13 protein-coding genes are annotated in these 15,662 nt (G+C 53.0%); 9 read left to right on the top strand and 4 right to left on the bottom strand.

What is annotated here, in order from left to right:
- The first annotated feature begins 1 nt into the window (after nucleotide 1).
- A complete protein-coding gene (locus ACQG2G_RS11915) occupies nucleotides 2-1,084 on the top strand; it encodes an ABC transporter ATP-binding protein (protein ID WP_094084341.1) in 1,083 nt (360 codons plus the stop codon).
- A 66-nt stretch (nucleotides 1,085-1,150) separates the two neighbouring features.
- Nucleotides 1,151-2,065 carry an OmpG family monomeric porin gene (locus tag ACQG2G_RS11910; protein WP_038419574.1) on the top strand — a complete coding sequence of 305 codons (915 nt, stop codon included), beginning with the start codon at nucleotides 1,151-1,153 and terminating at the stop codon, nucleotides 2,063-2,065.
- Between the two features lie 34 nt (nucleotides 2,066-2,099).
- On the opposite strand, the gene ACQG2G_RS11905 is transcribed toward ACQG2G_RS11910, so the two are convergent.
- Entirely contained in the window at nucleotides 2,100-3,110 is a 1,011-nt protein-coding gene (locus tag ACQG2G_RS11905) for a LacI family DNA-binding transcriptional regulator (protein ID WP_013096418.1), read from the bottom strand.
- A gap of 151 nt (nucleotides 3,111-3,261) precedes the next feature.
- Between ACQG2G_RS11905 and ACQG2G_RS11900 the strand changes: the two genes are divergently transcribed.
- The 3 genes from ACQG2G_RS11900 (at nucleotide 3,262) to tyrR (ending at nucleotide 7,363) form a co-directional block, all read left to right on the top strand.
- A complete protein-coding gene (locus tag ACQG2G_RS11900; RefSeq protein ID WP_061771949.1) occupies nucleotides 3,262-4,659 on the top strand; it encodes a YcjX family protein in 1,398 nt (465 codons plus the stop codon).
- Entirely contained in the window at nucleotides 4,656-5,708 is a 1,053-nt protein-coding gene (locus ACQG2G_RS11895) for a YcjF family protein (RefSeq protein ID WP_020689208.1), read from the top strand. Before ACQG2G_RS11900 ends, ACQG2G_RS11895 begins: the two co-directional genes overlap by 4 nt.
- Nucleotides 5,709-5,821: 113 nt before the next feature.
- The gene (tyrR, locus tag ACQG2G_RS11890; protein WP_013096421.1) at nucleotides 5,822-7,363 is read left to right on the top strand and encodes a transcriptional regulator TyrR; all 1,542 of its coding nucleotides are present in this window, start codon (nucleotides 5,822-5,824) and stop codon (nucleotides 7,361-7,363) included.
- A gap of 36 nt (nucleotides 7,364-7,399) precedes the next feature.
- Here tyrR and ACQG2G_RS11885 read toward each other — a convergent pair whose 3' ends face one another.
- Complete coding sequence (locus tag ACQG2G_RS11885; protein ID WP_061771950.1) at nucleotides 7,400-8,608, bottom strand: aldose 1-epimerase family protein; 1,209 nt, start codon at nucleotides 8,606-8,608, stop codon at nucleotides 7,400-7,402.
- 319 nt (nucleotides 8,609-8,927) lie between these two features.
- Nucleotides 8,928-9,434: a thiol peroxidase gene (gene tpx, locus ACQG2G_RS11880; protein ID WP_013096423.1), complete on the bottom strand. Its 507-nt coding sequence runs from the start codon at nucleotides 9,432-9,434 to the stop codon at nucleotides 8,928-8,930.
- A 107-nt stretch (nucleotides 9,435-9,541) separates the two neighbouring features.
- On the opposite strand from tpx, the gene ycjG reads away from it, so the two are divergent.
- Entirely contained in the window at nucleotides 9,542-10,507 is a 966-nt protein-coding gene (gene ycjG / locus ACQG2G_RS11875; protein ID WP_061771951.1) for an L-Ala-D/L-Glu epimerase, read from the top strand.
- Here ycjG and mpaA read toward each other — a convergent pair.
- Nucleotides 10,498-11,211 (bottom strand): murein tripeptide amidase MpaA, encoded by a 714-nt coding sequence (gene mpaA / locus ACQG2G_RS11870; RefSeq protein WP_013096425.1) that lies wholly within the window; start codon nucleotides 11,209-11,211, stop codon nucleotides 10,498-10,500. The two genes, ycjG and mpaA, sit on opposite strands and share 10 nt — an antisense overlap.
- Nucleotides 11,212-11,393: 182 nt before the next feature.
- On the opposite strand from mpaA, the gene ACQG2G_RS11865 reads away from it, so the two are divergent.
- From ACQG2G_RS11865 to tssC, 3 genes are all read left to right on the top strand, one after another.
- The gene (locus ACQG2G_RS11865) at nucleotides 11,394-13,010 is read left to right on the top strand and encodes a peptide ABC transporter substrate-binding protein (protein ID WP_348595850.1); all 1,617 of its coding nucleotides are present in this window, start codon (nucleotides 11,394-11,396) and stop codon (nucleotides 13,008-13,010) included.
- A gap of 582 nt (nucleotides 13,011-13,592) precedes the next feature.
- The gene (gene tssB / locus ACQG2G_RS11860; RefSeq protein ID WP_061771953.1) at nucleotides 13,593-14,084 is read left to right on the top strand and encodes a type VI secretion system contractile sheath small subunit; all 492 of its coding nucleotides are present in this window, start codon (nucleotides 13,593-13,595) and stop codon (nucleotides 14,082-14,084) included.
- Between the two features lie 41 nt (nucleotides 14,085-14,125).
- Entirely contained in the window at nucleotides 14,126-15,661 is a 1,536-nt protein-coding gene (gene tssC, locus ACQG2G_RS11855; protein WP_045903418.1) for a type VI secretion system contractile sheath large subunit, read from the top strand.
- Nucleotide 15,662 lies beyond the last annotated feature (1 nt).

Below are 15,662 nucleotides of genomic sequence, written 5' to 3'. Positions count from 1 at the left end.
AATGGCGCAACTATCGCTAAAACATATCCAGAAAATCTATGACAACCAGGTCCATGTGGTCAAAGATTTCAACCTCGACATTGAGGATAAAGAATTCATCGTTTTCGTCGGGCCATCGGGCTGCGGTAAATCGACGACGCTGCGCATGATTGCCGGGCTGGAGGAGATCAGCGCCGGTGAACTGGTGATTGACGGCGTTCGTATGAATGATGTCCCGGCCAAGTCCCGGGATATTGCGATGGTCTTTCAGAACTATGCGCTGTATCCCCATATGACGGTGTACGACAACATGGCGTTTGGGCTGAAGATGCAGAAGATCGCGCCTGCCGTCATTGAAGAGCGCGTTAACTGGGCCGCTCAGATTCTTGGGCTGCGCGATTACCTCAAGCGTAAGCCCGGTGCGTTGTCGGGTGGCCAACGCCAGCGCGTGGCATTAGGCAGGGCGATTGTGCGTGAAGCGGGCGTCTTCCTGATGGATGAACCGCTCTCAAACCTTGACGCTAAACTGCGTGTTCAAATGCGTGCCGAAATCAGCAAGCTGCATCAAAAGCTGAATACCACCATGATTTATGTGACGCACGATCAGACCGAAGCCATGACGATGGCAACCCGCATTGTGATCCTGAAAGATGGATACATTCAGCAGGTGGGCGCGCCGAAGCAGGTCTATAACGAACCGGCAAATATGTTTGTGGCAGGTTTCATTGGTTCGCCAGCAATGAACTTTATTCGGGGGGCGATCAATGAACGCTACTTCGTGACGGAAACGCTGCGCCTGGAGATCCCCGAAGATATGCTCTCGGTACTTAACGCTCAGGGGTATCAACGTAAAGCCGTGGTCTTTGGCATCAGACCGGAGGATATTTTCACCTCGCAAGCCAGCGATGAGGCGATTGCCGCCAAAATCAGCGTTGCCGAACTGACCGGCGCTGAATTTATGCTGTATGCCACCGTCGGGGGCCACGAACTGGTCGTCCGGGCAGGGGCTGCCACTGATTATGCTGCAGGGGATAATATCGGCATTCAGTTCGATATGAATAAGTGTCATTTTTTTGACGCGGAAACAGAAGCGGCAATCAGATAATAAAAATGTTCGCCGGAAATATTCATTTCCGGTTTTTTTGTTTGTCCATTATAAAGGAATATTTTAATGAGTACTCTACTAAGAAGTGCTGCGCTTATTCTATGCGCAGGGGTTAGCTACGCACACGCCTCAGAACCGGCACCACACTGGAATTTTAATATAGGTGCCATGTATGAAATTGAAAACGTCGAAGGTCAGGGGGATGATAAAGACGGATTATATGAACCCTCCGTGTGGTTTAACGCCACATGGGATGCGTGGACGATTTCCCTTGCCATGTATCAGGAAGGCCCCGTTGATTACAGCAGTATGACCCGCGGGACCTATTTTGATCGTCCCGAATTCGAGCTGCGCTATCGTTTTATTGGAACCGATGATTTTACCCTCGGCCTGACCGGCGGCTTCCGTAATTACGGTTATCATTTCAAAGATGAACACGGCGCGAAAGACGGTAGCGCGAATATGCAGCGCTACAAAATACAACCAGACTGGGATATTAAGTTAAGCGATGACTGGCGTTTCGGCGGCTGGTTTGCCATGTATCAATTTGCCAACGACCTGGAAAAAACGGGTTATGCCGACAGTCGCGTTGAAACAGAAACGGGCTTTACCTGGACCATCAATGAAACCTTCGCTGCAAAAGTGAATTACTATTTAGAGCGCGGTTTCAATATGGACAGTTCACGTAATAACGGTGAGTTTTCAACGCAGGAGATCCGCGCCTATCTACCCATTTCATTAGGCAATACCACGCTGACGCCGTATACCCGCCTGGGGCTCGATCGCTGGTCAAACTGGGACTGGCAAGACGATCCTGAGCGTGAAGGGCATGATTTCAACCGTCTGGGCCTGCTTTATGCCTACGATTTCAATAACGGTCTTTCAATGACGCTGGAGTATGCCTATGAATGGGAAAACCACGATGAAGGCGAAAGCGATCGATTCCACTATGCGGGCGTGGGCGTGAATTACGCCTTCTGATCGGCTGTTCACCAGGGGCTATCAGCCCCTGGTTTTAGCGAAGAGAATCAGCGAACGAAAAGTGAGTTTCAATCAGCACCTTATGCGGGGCGGGTTTACCGGAGATACGCCTGAAAAGCAGGTCGCAGCTCTCTTCGCCCAGCTTGCGGGTGGGAATATCAAATCCAGCTGGCGCAGGCGTCAGAATCAGGGAGAGCATCGGGTCGCTGTAACCCGCCACGGCAACCTGCTCAGGTAGCATCAAATTTAACTCATCCGCAGCGCGATAAAGACTCAGCAATTTCATGCTGTCGGTGGCGAATACCGCATCCGGTGGGGTGGAAGAAGACAACAACGTAATGGCCGCTGAAAGTGCGCTCTCATGGGTATAACCGCCATCAATGATCCAGTCCGGGTTAACAGCAATATTCGCCTTTTCCAGGCTGGCTTTATAACCCGCCAGACGATCAATAGACACGTGATAATCGAGTGGCGCATGCAGACAGGCAATTTTTTTCCGCCCGTTTTTAATAAACGTGTCGGTCAGCATCTCGCTGTCACGAAAATTGTCGGTATCGACGGAGTAAATATTCTGAAAGTCGCCTTCAACTTTGCCGATTACAACCACCGGCACACCGTACATATCGAGCCGTGAGAAAAAGGATTCATTGGCAGGCGAGCTCAGCATAATGACCCCTTTAATCATTTTCTGCTTTATTTTGCTTTCGCATTTTAGCAGGTCATCTTCACTGCTCTTTGACGTTTGCAAAATAACATCAAATCCTTCCTGTTCCGCCTTGGCGGTTATGGCGTGCAATACGTCGGAGAAAAAAGGATTACCGGCAGTGGTTTTTGTTGAGCGGGTGGAAATCACCATAATGGCGTCAAAGCCAGATGAGGTCAGAGCACGGGCAAGTTTATTTGGTTGATAATTTAGCTCTTCAATCGCCTTCAGCACTTTCTCCCGCGCTTCAGGAGAAATATTGGTTTGTTTATTCAACACTCTGGACACGGTTGATTTAGAAACACCAGCAACGCGCGCAATATCATAGATGGTGGGTGACATACACCTTACTCACTCCGGGACGGCAATGTCGTTCATCTTACTGGAGAAAAAACGGCAATAGCAATAATTATGAATTGATAATCAACGATCTGCCCCCATTTACTGTATTCTGAAGCAAGTCATTCCAGGCTTCCAGCGACGAAGGACGGCGATGAAGCGACTTAAAAACGAACTCAACTCTCTGGTGAACCGCGGCGTCGATCGCCATTTGCGTCTGGCGGTCACCGGGCTTAGCCGCAGTGGCAAAACGGCGTTTATCACGGCGATGGTTAACCAGCTGCTGAACCTGCACGCCGGGGCACGCCTGCCGCTGCTCAGTGCGGTGCGGGAAGAGCGTCTGCTGGGCGTTAAGCGCGTTCCCCAGCGCGATTTTGGTATCCCTCGCTTTACCTATGATGAAGGGCTGGCACAGCTTTACGGTGACCCACCCGCGTGGCCGACACCCACGAGAGGGGTGAGTGAAATCCGTCTCGCGCTGCGTTTTCGTTCCAATGAATCATTGATGCGCCACTTCAAGGATACCTCCACGCTCTATCTGGAGATTGTGGATTACCCGGGCGAATGGCTGCTCGATTTACCCATGCTGGCGCAGGATTATCTCAGCTGGTCGCGACAAATGACCGGTTTGTTACAGGGTCACCGCGCGGAGTGGTCGGCAAAATGGCGGCAGTTATGCGCAGGATTAGATCCGCTGGCACCAGCAGATGAGAACCGCCTGGCGGCGATTGCCGAAGCCTGGACGGATTATCTGCAGCAGTGCAAACAGGAAGGGCTGCACTTCATCCAGCCAGGACGGTTTGTTTTGCCGGGCGACCTGGCGGGTGCGCCTGCGCTGCAGTTCTTCCCGTGGCCCGACGTGGATGGCGTGGGAGAGGCAAAGCTGGCGCAGGCAGACAAGCACACCAACGCCGGGATGCTGCGCGAGCGCTACAACTACTACTGTGAAAAAGTGGTGAAAGGTTTTTATAAAAACCACTTTTTACGTTTCGATCGTCAGATTGTGCTGGTGGACTGCCTGCAACCGCTCAACAGCGGGCCGCAGGCTTTCAACGATATGCGCCTGGCGCTGACGCAACTGATGCAAAGTTTTCACTACGGACAGCGTACGCTGTTTCGCCGCCTCTTTTCCCCGGTGATCGACAAACTGCTGTTTGCGGCCACCAAGGCCGATCACGTAACGGTTGATCAGCATGCCAACATGGTGTCGCTGTTACAGCAACTGGTGCAGGACGCCTGGCAAAATGCGGCGTTCGAAGGGATCAGCATGGATTGTCTTGGGCTGGCTTCCGTACAGGCGACGCAAAGTGGGCTGATTGATCTTAACGGCGAGAAAATCCCGGCCCTGCGGGGGAATCGCCTCAGTGACGGCGAACCGCTGACCGTGTATCCGGGCGAAGTGCCTGCACGCCTTCCGGGGCAGGCATTCTGGCAGAGTCAGGGCTTCCAGTTTGAAGCCTTCCGCCCACAGGTCATGACCGTCGATCAGCCGTTACCGCACATTCGTCTGGATGCGGCGCTGGAGTTTTTGATTGGAGATAAATTGCGATGACGGAACCGTTAAAACCCCGCATTGACTTTACCGGGACGCTTGAGCAGGCGCAGCAGGAGGCCTTTAAAACGGCGCAGACGTTCAGCGGCGAGCAGGCAGAACATTTTGCGCCGGCCCTGACTGACGAGCCGTCCGTTGAGGAGGGCCAGGCGGAAGCGGTCGTTGAGGCGGCTTTACGTCCGAAACGTAGCCTGTGGCGTAAGATGGTTACGGCCGGGCTGGCGCTCTTCGGCGTAAGCGTGGTGGGACAAGGCGTGCAATGGGGTATCAACGCCTGGCAAACCCAGGACTGGGTGGCGCTGGGCGGTTGTGCCGCGGGGGCGTTGATCGTGGGGGCTGGCGTAGGGTCGGTTGTCACCGAGTGGCGTCGACTGTGGCGTCTGAGGCAGCGTGCGCATGAACGGGATGAAGCACGCGATCTGCTGCACAGCCACGGTACCGGAAAGGGCCGGGCATTCTGCGAAAAGCTGGCGGCGCAGGCGGGGATTGACCAGTCGCACCCGGCACTGCAGCGCTGGTATGCCGCCATTCACGAAACGCAAAATGACCGGGAGGTGGTGACGCTCTACTCGCATATGGTGCAGCCTGTGCTGGATGCTCAGGCGCGGCGCGAGATTAGCCGCTCTGCGGCGGAATCAACGCTGATGATCGCGGTCAGTCCGCTGGCGCTGGTGGATATGGCGTTCATCGCCTGGCGTAACCTGCGCCTGATAAACCGTATCGCCAGTCTTTACGGTATTGAGCTTGGCTACTACAGCCGGCTGCGGCTCTTTAAATTGGTGTTGCTGAACATCGCCTTTGCAGGTGCCAGTGAGCTGGTGCGCGAAGTCGGCATGGACTGGATGTCGCAGGATCTGGCGGCCCGTCTCTCAGCGCGTGCCGCGCAGGGAATTGGGGCAGGGTTGTTAACCGCACGTCTGGGCATAAAAGCGATGGAAGTCTGCCGACCACTGCCATGGATCGACGGAGATAAACCGCGCCTGGGCGATTTTCGTCGTGAATTGATTGGGCAGCTCAAAGAGACGCTCAATAAAAAACCGGTTCAGTAACCGGTTTGTTTACTTATCGTGCTGGCTGTCAATCTTTCTTGACAGCCATCTTCCGCATCACCGTGTTCTGACATATCATTTTAAGGTTATTGGCTTAAAACGGTGAATTTCCCATGCGTCTTGAAGTCTTCTGTGAAGACCGTCTCGGTCTGACCCGCGAGTTACTCGATCTCCTTGTTTTACGTAGCATTGATTTACGTGGCATTGAGATTGATCCTGTCGGGCGAATTTACCTCAATTTTGCCGAAATTGAATTTAATACTTTTAGCAGCCTGATGGCTGAAATCCGCCGTATCGCTGGCGTTACGGATGTACGCACCATTCCCTGGATGCCGTCTGAGCGTGAGCACCTCGCACTGAGCGCCTTGCTTGAAGCCATGCCAGAGCCTTTCCTGTCACTGGATTTGAAAAGCAAAGTTGAGCGGGTAAACCATGCGAGTTGCCAGCTGTTCGCCCAGAGCCAGGACAAGCTCACTCATCACCATGCCGCGCAGCTGATCCCGGGGTTTAATTTCCAGCGCTGGCTGGACAGCAACCCGCAAAATACGCATAGCGAGCATGTGGTGATCAACGGGCAGAATTTCCTGATGGAGATTACACCGGTGTACCTGAAAGGAGAGAACGACACTCGCGTTTTGACCGGGGCCGTTATCATGCTGCGCTCTACCGTGCGGATGGGCCGTCAGCTGCAAAATCTCTCCAGCCAGGATGTGGGAGCGTTCAGCCAGATCATTGCCGTCAGCCCGAAAATGCGTCATGTGGTCGATCAGGCCCGCAAACTCGCCAGCCTGACCGCGCCGCTGCTGATTACCGGCGATACCGGGACCGGAAAGGATCTGCTGGCCCACGCCGTGCATCTTGCCAGCCCACGCGCGGCAAAACCGTATCTGGCGCTGAACTGTGCCTCTATTCCTGAGGATGCGGTCGAAAGCGAGCTGTTTGGCCACGCCCCGGAAGGCAAAAAAGGCTTCTTCGAGCAGGCGAACGGCGGCTCCGTGCTGCTGGACGAAATTGGCGAAATGTCGCCGCGCATGCAGGCCAAACTGCTGCGCTTCCTGAACGATGGGACCTTCCGTCGCGTAGGAGAAGATCACGAAGTTCACGTGGATGTGCGCGTGATTTGTGCCACCCAGAAAAACCTCGTTGAGCTGGTACAGAAAGGGATGTTCCGGGAAGATCTCTACTATCGACTGAACGTGTTGACGCTAAACATTCCGCCGCTGCGCGATTGTCCGCAAGATATCATTCCGCTGACGGAGCTGTTTGTGGCACGCTTCGCCGACGAGCAGGGGGTTCCGCGTCCGAAACTGTCAGCCGATCTGGGTACGGTGCTGACGCGCTACGGCTGGCCGGGAAATATTCGTCAGCTGAAAAACGCCGTTTATCGTGCGCTGACGCAGCTGGAAGGGTACGAGTTGCGTCCACAGGATATCCTGTTACCGGATTACGATGCCGGAACGGTATCGGTGGGCGAAGAGGCGATGGAAGGCTCGCTGGATGATATTACGAGCCGTTTCGAGCGTTCCGTGCTGACACAGCTTTATCGCAGCTACCCAAGCACGCGTAAGCTGGCAAAACGCCTGGGGGTATCCCATACCGCGATTGCGAATAAGCTTCGTGAATATGGACTCAACCACAAGAAGGGTGACGAATAACGATAAAAGCCTCTGTAAAGAGGCTTTTTTTCGCACTTACTCTTTCGCCAGAGGCGTGGTATCTACCTCGACTTTCGTTTCGCCCTGAATCCCCGCAATTTTCTGTTCAACCTCTTTCACCTGTTCCTTGCTGTGAAGCAGGGTATAGGTCAGGTCGAATTGCGTGCTGGCGCCAGGTTGTAGCTGCTTAACGCGTTTCTGCTCGCGTTCAATGGTGACGGGATAGGCGTAGCTGGTTCCCGGCTCAATACCCGTGACATAGCCCTGTTTGAGCGTATCGGTATTTTTCCATAAGGTCAGGACAGGCAACTGCCGCGTGTCGAACTGAATTGACGCACCTTTGTCTCCCGCTTTATTGACCACTGCCGCCAGGGTTTCATGATTATTATCCGCGAGCGGTTTGATATTGAAGACCATTTCATCAAAGCCCTGAGTGGGGCCGGCGTAGGTTTGCCAGTTATCCAGACCCGCTTTGGCATAGTCATTGAAAGGACCAATGCTGGCGGCCGGCGCAAGGAAGCGGGCACCTTCTTCGAGGATTGGCGTACCAAAGTTGCTGTGATAGATAATCTGATAATCATGAGGATAATCAGCATGGTTAGTCAGAACATCATGCAGGCTGAACTGGTTGCTGCCCGGTACGTAACGCAGTTCGGTCATCGTCTGCAGATCTGCTTTTTTAAACGTGCTCTCTTTGATTAATCCGCGAATGCGAATTTCATGCGGTGCGGCATCAGCAACATCGACTTCCACCTGCGACGCAGGCGTATTTCCCGCCTTGCCGTGCAGGGTATAAATCTGACCGTCAGCCGTGACCGGGTGGCCTGTCCATTCATAGCCGCAACGAACCATCATTTCGTTGAAACCTTCCAGCCAGCCAAGTCCGTTTCGACTTTCCAGATTGATATAGGCCGGATTCACCACCTCTTTGACAGGCGAATCCCACCCCATTCGGGTACCAAAGCCTTCAACATGCAGCAGATTCATCCCACGCGTCGGGCTGAGGGTAATTGTCAGACCATTTTTGCTGCTGATAACGATTACCTTGCTGCCTTCCTGCTTGCCACCATGCAGGACTTTTTGCTCGATGCTGAAAGGCTGTCCCTTAAACTTCAGCTCATCGCTGGAAATTTTCCAGTTTCCTTTCTCCACGCCGCTTTCAGCGCTTGTCAGCACCCAGGTTTTAGCGGCGGCGTGTCCAGATATCAGTACCGCAAGGACCGTAAAAGCCAGTTTAATCTTCATATTTAATCCCTTTTGCTGAAACGATTTTTTATCACGTAAGCAAATCTAATGTTTAGGCGAGAAGGGAAATGTGACGGGCTTCACTGGCGGAGAAATTGCGGTTTTTAAACCTTTATTATGTGTTAGCGATCTCGTTATGGTGAGAATGGAACGTTTTTATTTCATGATATATGTGATTTTATAACGTTTTTGCTTTAACGATTCAGCTATTGAGGCAATAAAAAACCCCGCATCGGCGAGGTTTGGAACGCAAGGTCTATTCTTAAATAAACCTTTTATTTCATTACATTGCTAAGCTTTATAAAATGCCTGTAAATAATCAGGCTTTCAGTGATTCCAGCGCAGCGGTGTAGTCAGGTTCGGTGGTGATCTCGTTGACCAGTTCGCTGAACACGACGTTATCGTTTTCATCGATTACCAGCACGGCACGCGCCGCCAGGCCTTTCAGTGGGCCTTCAGCAATGCCAACGCCGTATTTTTCCAGGAAATCCGGGCTGCGCAGAGTTGAAAGGGTAATGACGTTGCTCAGACCTTCAGCACCGCAGAAACGGGACTGCGCGAATGGCAGGTCTGCTGAAACGCACAACACCACGGTGTTGTCCATTTCAGTGGCCAGCTGGTTGAATTTACGCACGGATGCGGCACAGACGCCGGTATCAATGCTTGGGAAAATGTTCAGTACTTTGCGTTTGCCAGCAAACTGGCTCAGTGTGACGTCAGACAGATCTTTAGCCACCAGAGTAAAAGCCTGCGCTTTGCTGCCAGCCTGAGGAATGGAACCTGCTACAGCAACCGGGTTGCCCTGGAAATGAACGAGTTGTGACATAGATATCTTCCTGTTTACATATAGTTAACGTCGAGGCTAGTGTATGCCATCAGCGGATAACACGGCAAACCAATTTTTTCGCCTTACCGGGCTGCAAGGAGTCAGTGATGAGAAGCGTTAAGGTCTATGAAGAAGCCTGGCCATTGCATACCCCGTTTGTGATCTCCCGTGGCAGCCGAAGTGAAGCCTGCGTGGTGGTGGTCGAAATAGAAGAAGAAGGGGTTAAAGGGGTTGGTGAATGCACGCCTTATCCTCGCTACGGAGAAAGCCTTGCCTCGGTGATGGCGCAAATTATGACCCTGGTACCTTACCTGCAAACCGGGTTGACGCGTGAGGCGTTACAGCAGCGTTTACCTGCCGGGGCGGCCCGTAATGCAATTGACTGTGCGCTGTGGAGTCTTGAGGCAGCGAAGCAGCAGATATCCTTACCGTCGCTGGTCGGCGTGACACTTCCGGAGAAAGTGGTGACCGCGCAAACCGTGGTGATTGGCGAGCCGGAGCAGATGGCCGCCAGCGCAAAAGCGCTCTTTGAGGCTGGCGCCACGCTGCTTAAGGTGAAACTCGACGATCGCTTGATCAGTGAACGCATGGTCGCCATTCGCGCGGCGGTGCCGGACGCCACGCTGATTGTCGACGCCAACGAGTCATGGCACCCGGAAGGGCTGGCCGCGCGCTGCCAGCTGCTGGCCGATCTGGATGTGGCTATGCTGGAGCAACCGCTTCCGGTACAGGATGATGCGGCGTTGAAGAACTTTATCCACCCGCTGCCGATCTGCGCCGATGAAAGCTGCCATACCCGCGAGAGTCTCGACGGTTTAGCAGGCTGCTATGAGATGGTGAATATCAAACTCGATAAAACCGGTGGGCTGACCGAGGCGCTGGCGCTGGCGTCGCAGGCACAGGCGGAGGGGTTTGCGTTGATGCTGGGATGTATGCTCTGTACTTCCCGGGCGATTAATGCGGCGCTACCGCTGGTGAATCAGGTCCGGTTTGCCGATCTTGATGGCCCGACCTGGCTGGCGGTTGACGTTTCGCCTGCGCTCACCTTCACCAGCGGAGTGCTTCATCTCTGAGGCTGCCAGCGCAGAAGATCTACCATCGCTTTCAGGTATTTTTCGCTGGCTTCGTCGGAAGATATTGGGGGGAATTCAGCGGTGATGCAGTGCAAGTCCAGATCTGCGCACCAGCTACCAAATGACCCCGGGGTTTCATAACCGACGCTGCTGACCAGAGGCAGGGCGAAGGCATCGGCAAGCCACTGCCCCAGTGCGGAGTGACGGGGATCTTCAATACAGGCCAGCGGATCGTGAAATGAGACAACCCATGCGGGGTGGATCTTGTGGATTAACTGGCAAAGCGCCTGTGTTTCTGGCTCTGAGCCGGGTTTTTCTCCCGTCAGTAACACCACGTCACGCTCTTCAGCCGAGCTGTTCCAGCGGTAGACCGTTTCACCGGCGCGCCAGTTGGCCGCCGGGAAGTTGCGGTTTAAGTCTATCCCTCTCGCATTCGCCCGCAGCCCAAGCTGACAGCCATCCGGGTTGACGGTCAGGATCACATGATGCCGGCGTAGTGTCGGTGCAAGGGTGCGTAACGCGCAGGAGAGGGTGACGATCGAGGAGTTCTCATCGCCGTGCGTTCCCGCAATAATCAGGCCGCTATGACGATCGGCATCCGGTGCGGGAAACCAGATTAGCGGTGCACCTAAGAAAGACTGGCCATAATGTTCGGTGCCTGGCGGGAAAGCGCCACGTTCCGTTCTTGGTCGGGTAACTGCCATAGGAAATCCTGATAAAGAAGTGCTTACTGGCAGTGTTGTGCAAAACCCACGTTTAATCAAATAGTTTCATCGAAGGACGAAGATTGCCAGATATCACCTTTCCGGCTTAAGGTATTTGCATTTCGCCGTTTCGAAACAAATAATTACGCATTCGCGTATTACCGATTTCTAAAGGGGATCTCATGAAGCATCCTGTTTCGCTGCTTTTTTCTGCACTGTGCCTTTGCGGGCTATCGTCATTTTCTTACGCTGCTGATGTGCCAAAGGGGACGGTGCTGGCGCAAAAACAGGAACTGGTCAGACACATCAAAGACGAACCCGCGTCGCTTGACCCGGCCAAGGCCGTGGGGTTACCTGAGATTCAGGTGATTCGCGATCTGTTTGAAGGCCTGGTTAATCAGAATGAGAAAGGGGAGTTGACGCCGGGCGTGGCGACGCGCTGGCAGAGTAACGATAACCGCATCTGGACATTTACCCTGCGTGATGATGCAAAATGGTCTGACGGCACGCCGGTCACGGCGCAGGATTTTGTCTACAGCTGGCAGCGTCTGGTTGACCCGAAAACCACCTCGCCGTTTGCCTGGTTTGCTGCTCTGGCAGGCATTAACAACGCTCAGGCGATTATTGATGGCAAAGCCGCGCCCGATACGCTGGGGGTAACGGCGGTGGATGCCAGAACGTTACGCGTTCAGCTCGATAAACCGCTGCCGTGGTTCAGCAACCTGACGGCAAACTTCGCGTTCTATCCGGTTCAGAAAGCGAACGTCGAAAGCGGTAAAGAGTGGACGCGTCCGGGCTCCCTGGTGGGCAATGGTGCCTATGTGCTGAAAGATCGTGTGGTGAATGAGAAGCTGGTCGTTGTGCCGAATACCCACTACTGGGATAACGCGAAAACTGTTCTTCAAAAAGTGACGTTTATTCCGATCAACCAGGAGTCTTCCGCCACCAAACGCTACCTGGCAGGTGATATTGATATCACCGAGTCGTTCCCGAAAAACCTGTATCAGAAATTGCTCAAGGATATTCCTGGACAAGTGTACACGCCACCGCAGCTGGGAACGTATTACTATGCATTTAACACGCAAAAGGGCCCGACCGCCGATTCCCGCGTGCGTCTGGCGCTGAGTATGACCATCGATCGCCGGATTATGGCGGAGAAAGTGTTAGGTACGGGAGAAAAACCAGCCTGGCATTTCACGCCTGATGTGACGGCAGGTTTCACGCCAGAGACATCACCGTTTGAGCAGATGTCGCAGCTGGAGCTAAACGCGCAGGCCAAAACCTTGCTGCAGGCGGCGGGGTATGGCCCTCAGCGTCCACTGAAGCTGACCCTGCTGTATAACACTTCAGAGAACCATCAGAAAATCGCGATTGCGGTGGCTTCGATGTGGAAGAAGAACCTGGGAGTAGACGTCAAACTGCAAAACCAGGAGTGGAAAACCTATATCGATAGCCGAAACACAGGGAATTTTGATGTGATCCGCGCGTCCTGGGTCGGGGACTACAACGAGCCATCGACCTTCCTGTCGCTGCTGACATCAACCCATAGCGGCAATATCTCCCGCTTTAACGACCCGGCTTACGATAAGATCATCAATCAGGCGACGCTTGAAACCACCGCGGAAGCCCGTAATGCGGACTACAACCGGGCGGAGAAGATCCTCACGGAAAAAGCGCCAATTGCGCCGATCTACCAGTACACCAACGGACGTCTGATTAAACCCTGGGTGAAGGGATATCCGATCAATAACCCTGAAGACGTGGCGTACAGCCGTACGATGTATATTGTGAAGCACTGAAAACGCGAGTCCGCTAATTTATTTCCCCTCCTGATACTGCGCTGGCCCGATATCACGTGCCAGCGCTTTTCTGTTCATTTTAGATCTTGAAGACGGCGCTGCATTGATACTGTGTTTTACAGCGCTGGGTGTTGCTCTGTTTTTTTAATTAAGAGAAATATTCATATTTTGAATATATTGCATTTCGTTAAAAAAACTGTCCATTATTGGACTTTTTAATGGGTTTCGCGTCTTGCGGAAGCGTGTAAACATTGATGCGGGTCATATTATTAGGTGGCGCTGTAGATATTTTCTCTTGTATTGATTTAAATCAATAACGTTGCTTTGTTTGGATATGGATCTTCATTTTTTCACAGAAATAGCCACTAATGCTGACTATTTTCGGAGTTGTGGCTGATATTTCTTTATGAAAAGGCATGCTGCAAAACCATATTTTATTACTATAGAGTAAAATTCTTAAGGAATGTCTTAATTTGGCCTTTGATTCCAGGTAGTTGATCTATTGTAGCGTTTTGTTCTAATATCGATTTATTCAGAAACGTCGTTAACTTCAACAAACATTCCTTAAGGAAAGGGACTGCTATGGCTGATACGTTCCAGAACGAAGTGCCTAAGGCACGCATTAATTTAAAACTTGCATTGCATACCGGAGGGGCACAGAAGAAAGTTGAGTTACCCCTTAAATTACTCACTGTCGGTGATTTCAGTAACGGTAAAGAGAGCCGACCATTATCTGAAAGAAAGAAAATTAACGTCAACAAAAATAACCTCAACAGTGTACTTTCGGAATTAAACCCGGAGGTCAATATGACGGTTCCGAATACGCTGGCGGGTGAGCGTACGGAAGAGAATGTGACGCTGCGCTTTTCAGATATGAAAGATTTTGAACCCGAACAGGTGGCCCGACAAATTCCTCAGCTTCGTGCCATGCTGGCGATGCGTAATTTATTACGTGACCTCAAGTCCAATCTGCTGGATAACGCCACTTTCAGAAAAGAGCTCGAGAAAATTCTTAAGGACCCGGCGCTGTCTCAGGAATTACGTAACGAAATGAGTGCCCTGGCCCCGAAATAAAAACGGGCGCGTCTTTTAATGGATTAAACGAGAGAATGCTGATGTCTGTTAATACTGAAAATGGCTCCGCGCAGGGGCAGACCACTGTGCTGGAAAAAGAGAGCGTCTACGCCTCCTTGTTCGACAAAATCAACCTGACCCCGGCCACAAGCCTGGGCGATATCAATGCGTTTCTGGACGATGCCGCACTGTCTGATGCTCCGGCAGGTGAGCGCCTGACAGCGGCAATGCAGGTATTTATGGACTGCATCCGCAAATCCGGCCAGCCAGTGGAAAAACTCGATAAAACCCTGATTGACCACCATATCGCGGAGCTGGATTTCCAAATCAGCCGCCAGCTGGATGCGGTGATGCATCATGCAGAATTCCAGAAGGTGGAATCCCTGTGGCGTGGCCTGAAGCAACTGGTGGACAACACCGACTACCGCCAGAACGTGAAAACGGAAATTCTGGATGTGTCAAAAGAGGATCTGCGCCAGGACTTCGAAGATGCGCCGGAACTTATCCAGAGCGGCCTGTACTGGCACACCTATACCGCTGAATACGACACCCCGGGCGGCGAGCCGATTGGCTCGGTTATTTCAGCGTACGAATTTGACGCAAGTCCGCAGGACGTGGCGCTGTTGCGCAATATCTCGAAAGTCTCTGCCGCCGCGCATATGCCGTTTATCGGTGCCGTCGGGCCGAAATTCTTCCTCAAGGAATCGATGGAAGAGGTGGCCGCGATTAAGGACATCGGTAACTACTTCGACCGTGCCGAATACATCAAATGGAAATCGTTCCGCGACACCGACGATGCCCGTTATATCGGCCTGGTGATGCCGCGCGTGCTGGGGCGTCTGCCTTACGGTCCGGACACGGTGCCGGTGCGCAGTTTCAACTACGTTGAGCAGGTGAAAGGTCCGGACCACGAAAAATACCTGTGGACAAGCGCATCTTTCTCCTTCGCCTCCAACATGGTGAAGAGCTTCATCAATAACGGCTGGTGCGTGCAAATTCGTGGCCCGCAGGCAGGTGGGGCCGTGAAAGACCTGCCGATCCACCTGTACGATCTGGGTACCGGCAACCAGGTGAAGATCCCGTCAGAGGTGATGATCCCGGAAACCCGCGAGTTTGAATTCGCTAACCTGGGCTTTATACCGCTGTCGTACTACAAGAACCGTGATTACGCCTGCTTCTTCTCGGCGAACTCGGCGCAGAAACCGGCGCTGTACGACACCGCCGACGCCACCGCCAACAGCCGCATCAACGCCCGTCTGCCGTATATCTTCCTGCTGTCGCGCATTGCGCATTACCTGAAGCTGATTCAGCGCGAAAATATCGGTACGACGAAAGATCGCCGTCTGCTGGAGCTGGAACTCAATACATGGGTACGCAGTCTTGTGACCGAAATGACCGATCCGGGCGACGAACTGCAGGCCTCACACCCGCTGCGCGACGCGAAGGTGGTGGTGGAAGATATTGAGGACAACCCGGGCTTCTTCCGCGTGAAGCTGTTTGCGGTGCCGCACTTCCAGGTGGAAGGCATGGACGTGAACCTGTCGCTGGTGAGCCAGATGCCGAAAGCGAAAGCGTAAG

The organism is Enterobacter cloacae complex sp. 382A5 (assembly GCF_050031095.1).
In the GTDB taxonomy this organism is placed as follows: domain Bacteria; phylum Pseudomonadota; class Gammaproteobacteria; order Enterobacterales; family Enterobacteriaceae; genus Enterobacter; species Enterobacter cloacae.
This window is presented reverse-complemented; position numbering and strand designations above follow the sequence as displayed.

Coding starts and splice junctions, on each gene's coding strand:
- ACQG2G_RS11915 (WP_094084341.1), top strand. CDS start 2: ATGGCGCAACTATCGCTAAAACATATCCAGAAAATCTATGACAACCAG.
- ACQG2G_RS11910 (WP_038419574.1), top strand. CDS start 1,151: ATGAGTACTCTACTAAGAAGTGCTGCGCTTATTCTATGCGCAGGGGTT.
- ACQG2G_RS11905 (WP_013096418.1), bottom strand. CDS start 3,110: ATGTCACCCACCATCTATGATATTGCGCGCGTTGCTGGTGTTTCTAAA.
- ACQG2G_RS11900 (WP_061771949.1), top strand. CDS start 3,262: ATGAAGCGACTTAAAAACGAACTCAACTCTCTGGTGAACCGCGGCGTC.
- ACQG2G_RS11895 (WP_020689208.1), top strand. CDS start 4,656: ATGACGGAACCGTTAAAACCCCGCATTGACTTTACCGGGACGCTTGAG.
- tyrR (WP_013096421.1), top strand. CDS start 5,822: ATGCGTCTTGAAGTCTTCTGTGAAGACCGTCTCGGTCTGACCCGCGAG.
- ACQG2G_RS11885 (WP_061771950.1), bottom strand. CDS start 8,608: ATGAAGATTAAACTGGCTTTTACGGTCCTTGCGGTACTGATATCTGGA.
- tpx (WP_013096423.1), bottom strand. CDS start 9,434: ATGTCACAACTCGTTCATTTCCAGGGCAACCCGGTTGCTGTAGCAGGT.
- ycjG (WP_061771951.1), top strand. CDS start 9,542: ATGAGAAGCGTTAAGGTCTATGAAGAAGCCTGGCCATTGCATACCCCG.
- mpaA (WP_013096425.1), bottom strand. CDS start 11,211: ATGGCAGTTACCCGACCAAGAACGGAACGTGGCGCTTTCCCGCCAGGC.
- ACQG2G_RS11865 (WP_348595850.1), top strand. CDS start 11,394: ATGAAGCATCCTGTTTCGCTGCTTTTTTCTGCACTGTGCCTTTGCGGG.
- tssB (WP_061771953.1), top strand. CDS start 13,593: ATGGCTGATACGTTCCAGAACGAAGTGCCTAAGGCACGCATTAATTTA.
- tssC (WP_045903418.1), top strand. CDS start 14,126: ATGTCTGTTAATACTGAAAATGGCTCCGCGCAGGGGCAGACCACTGTG.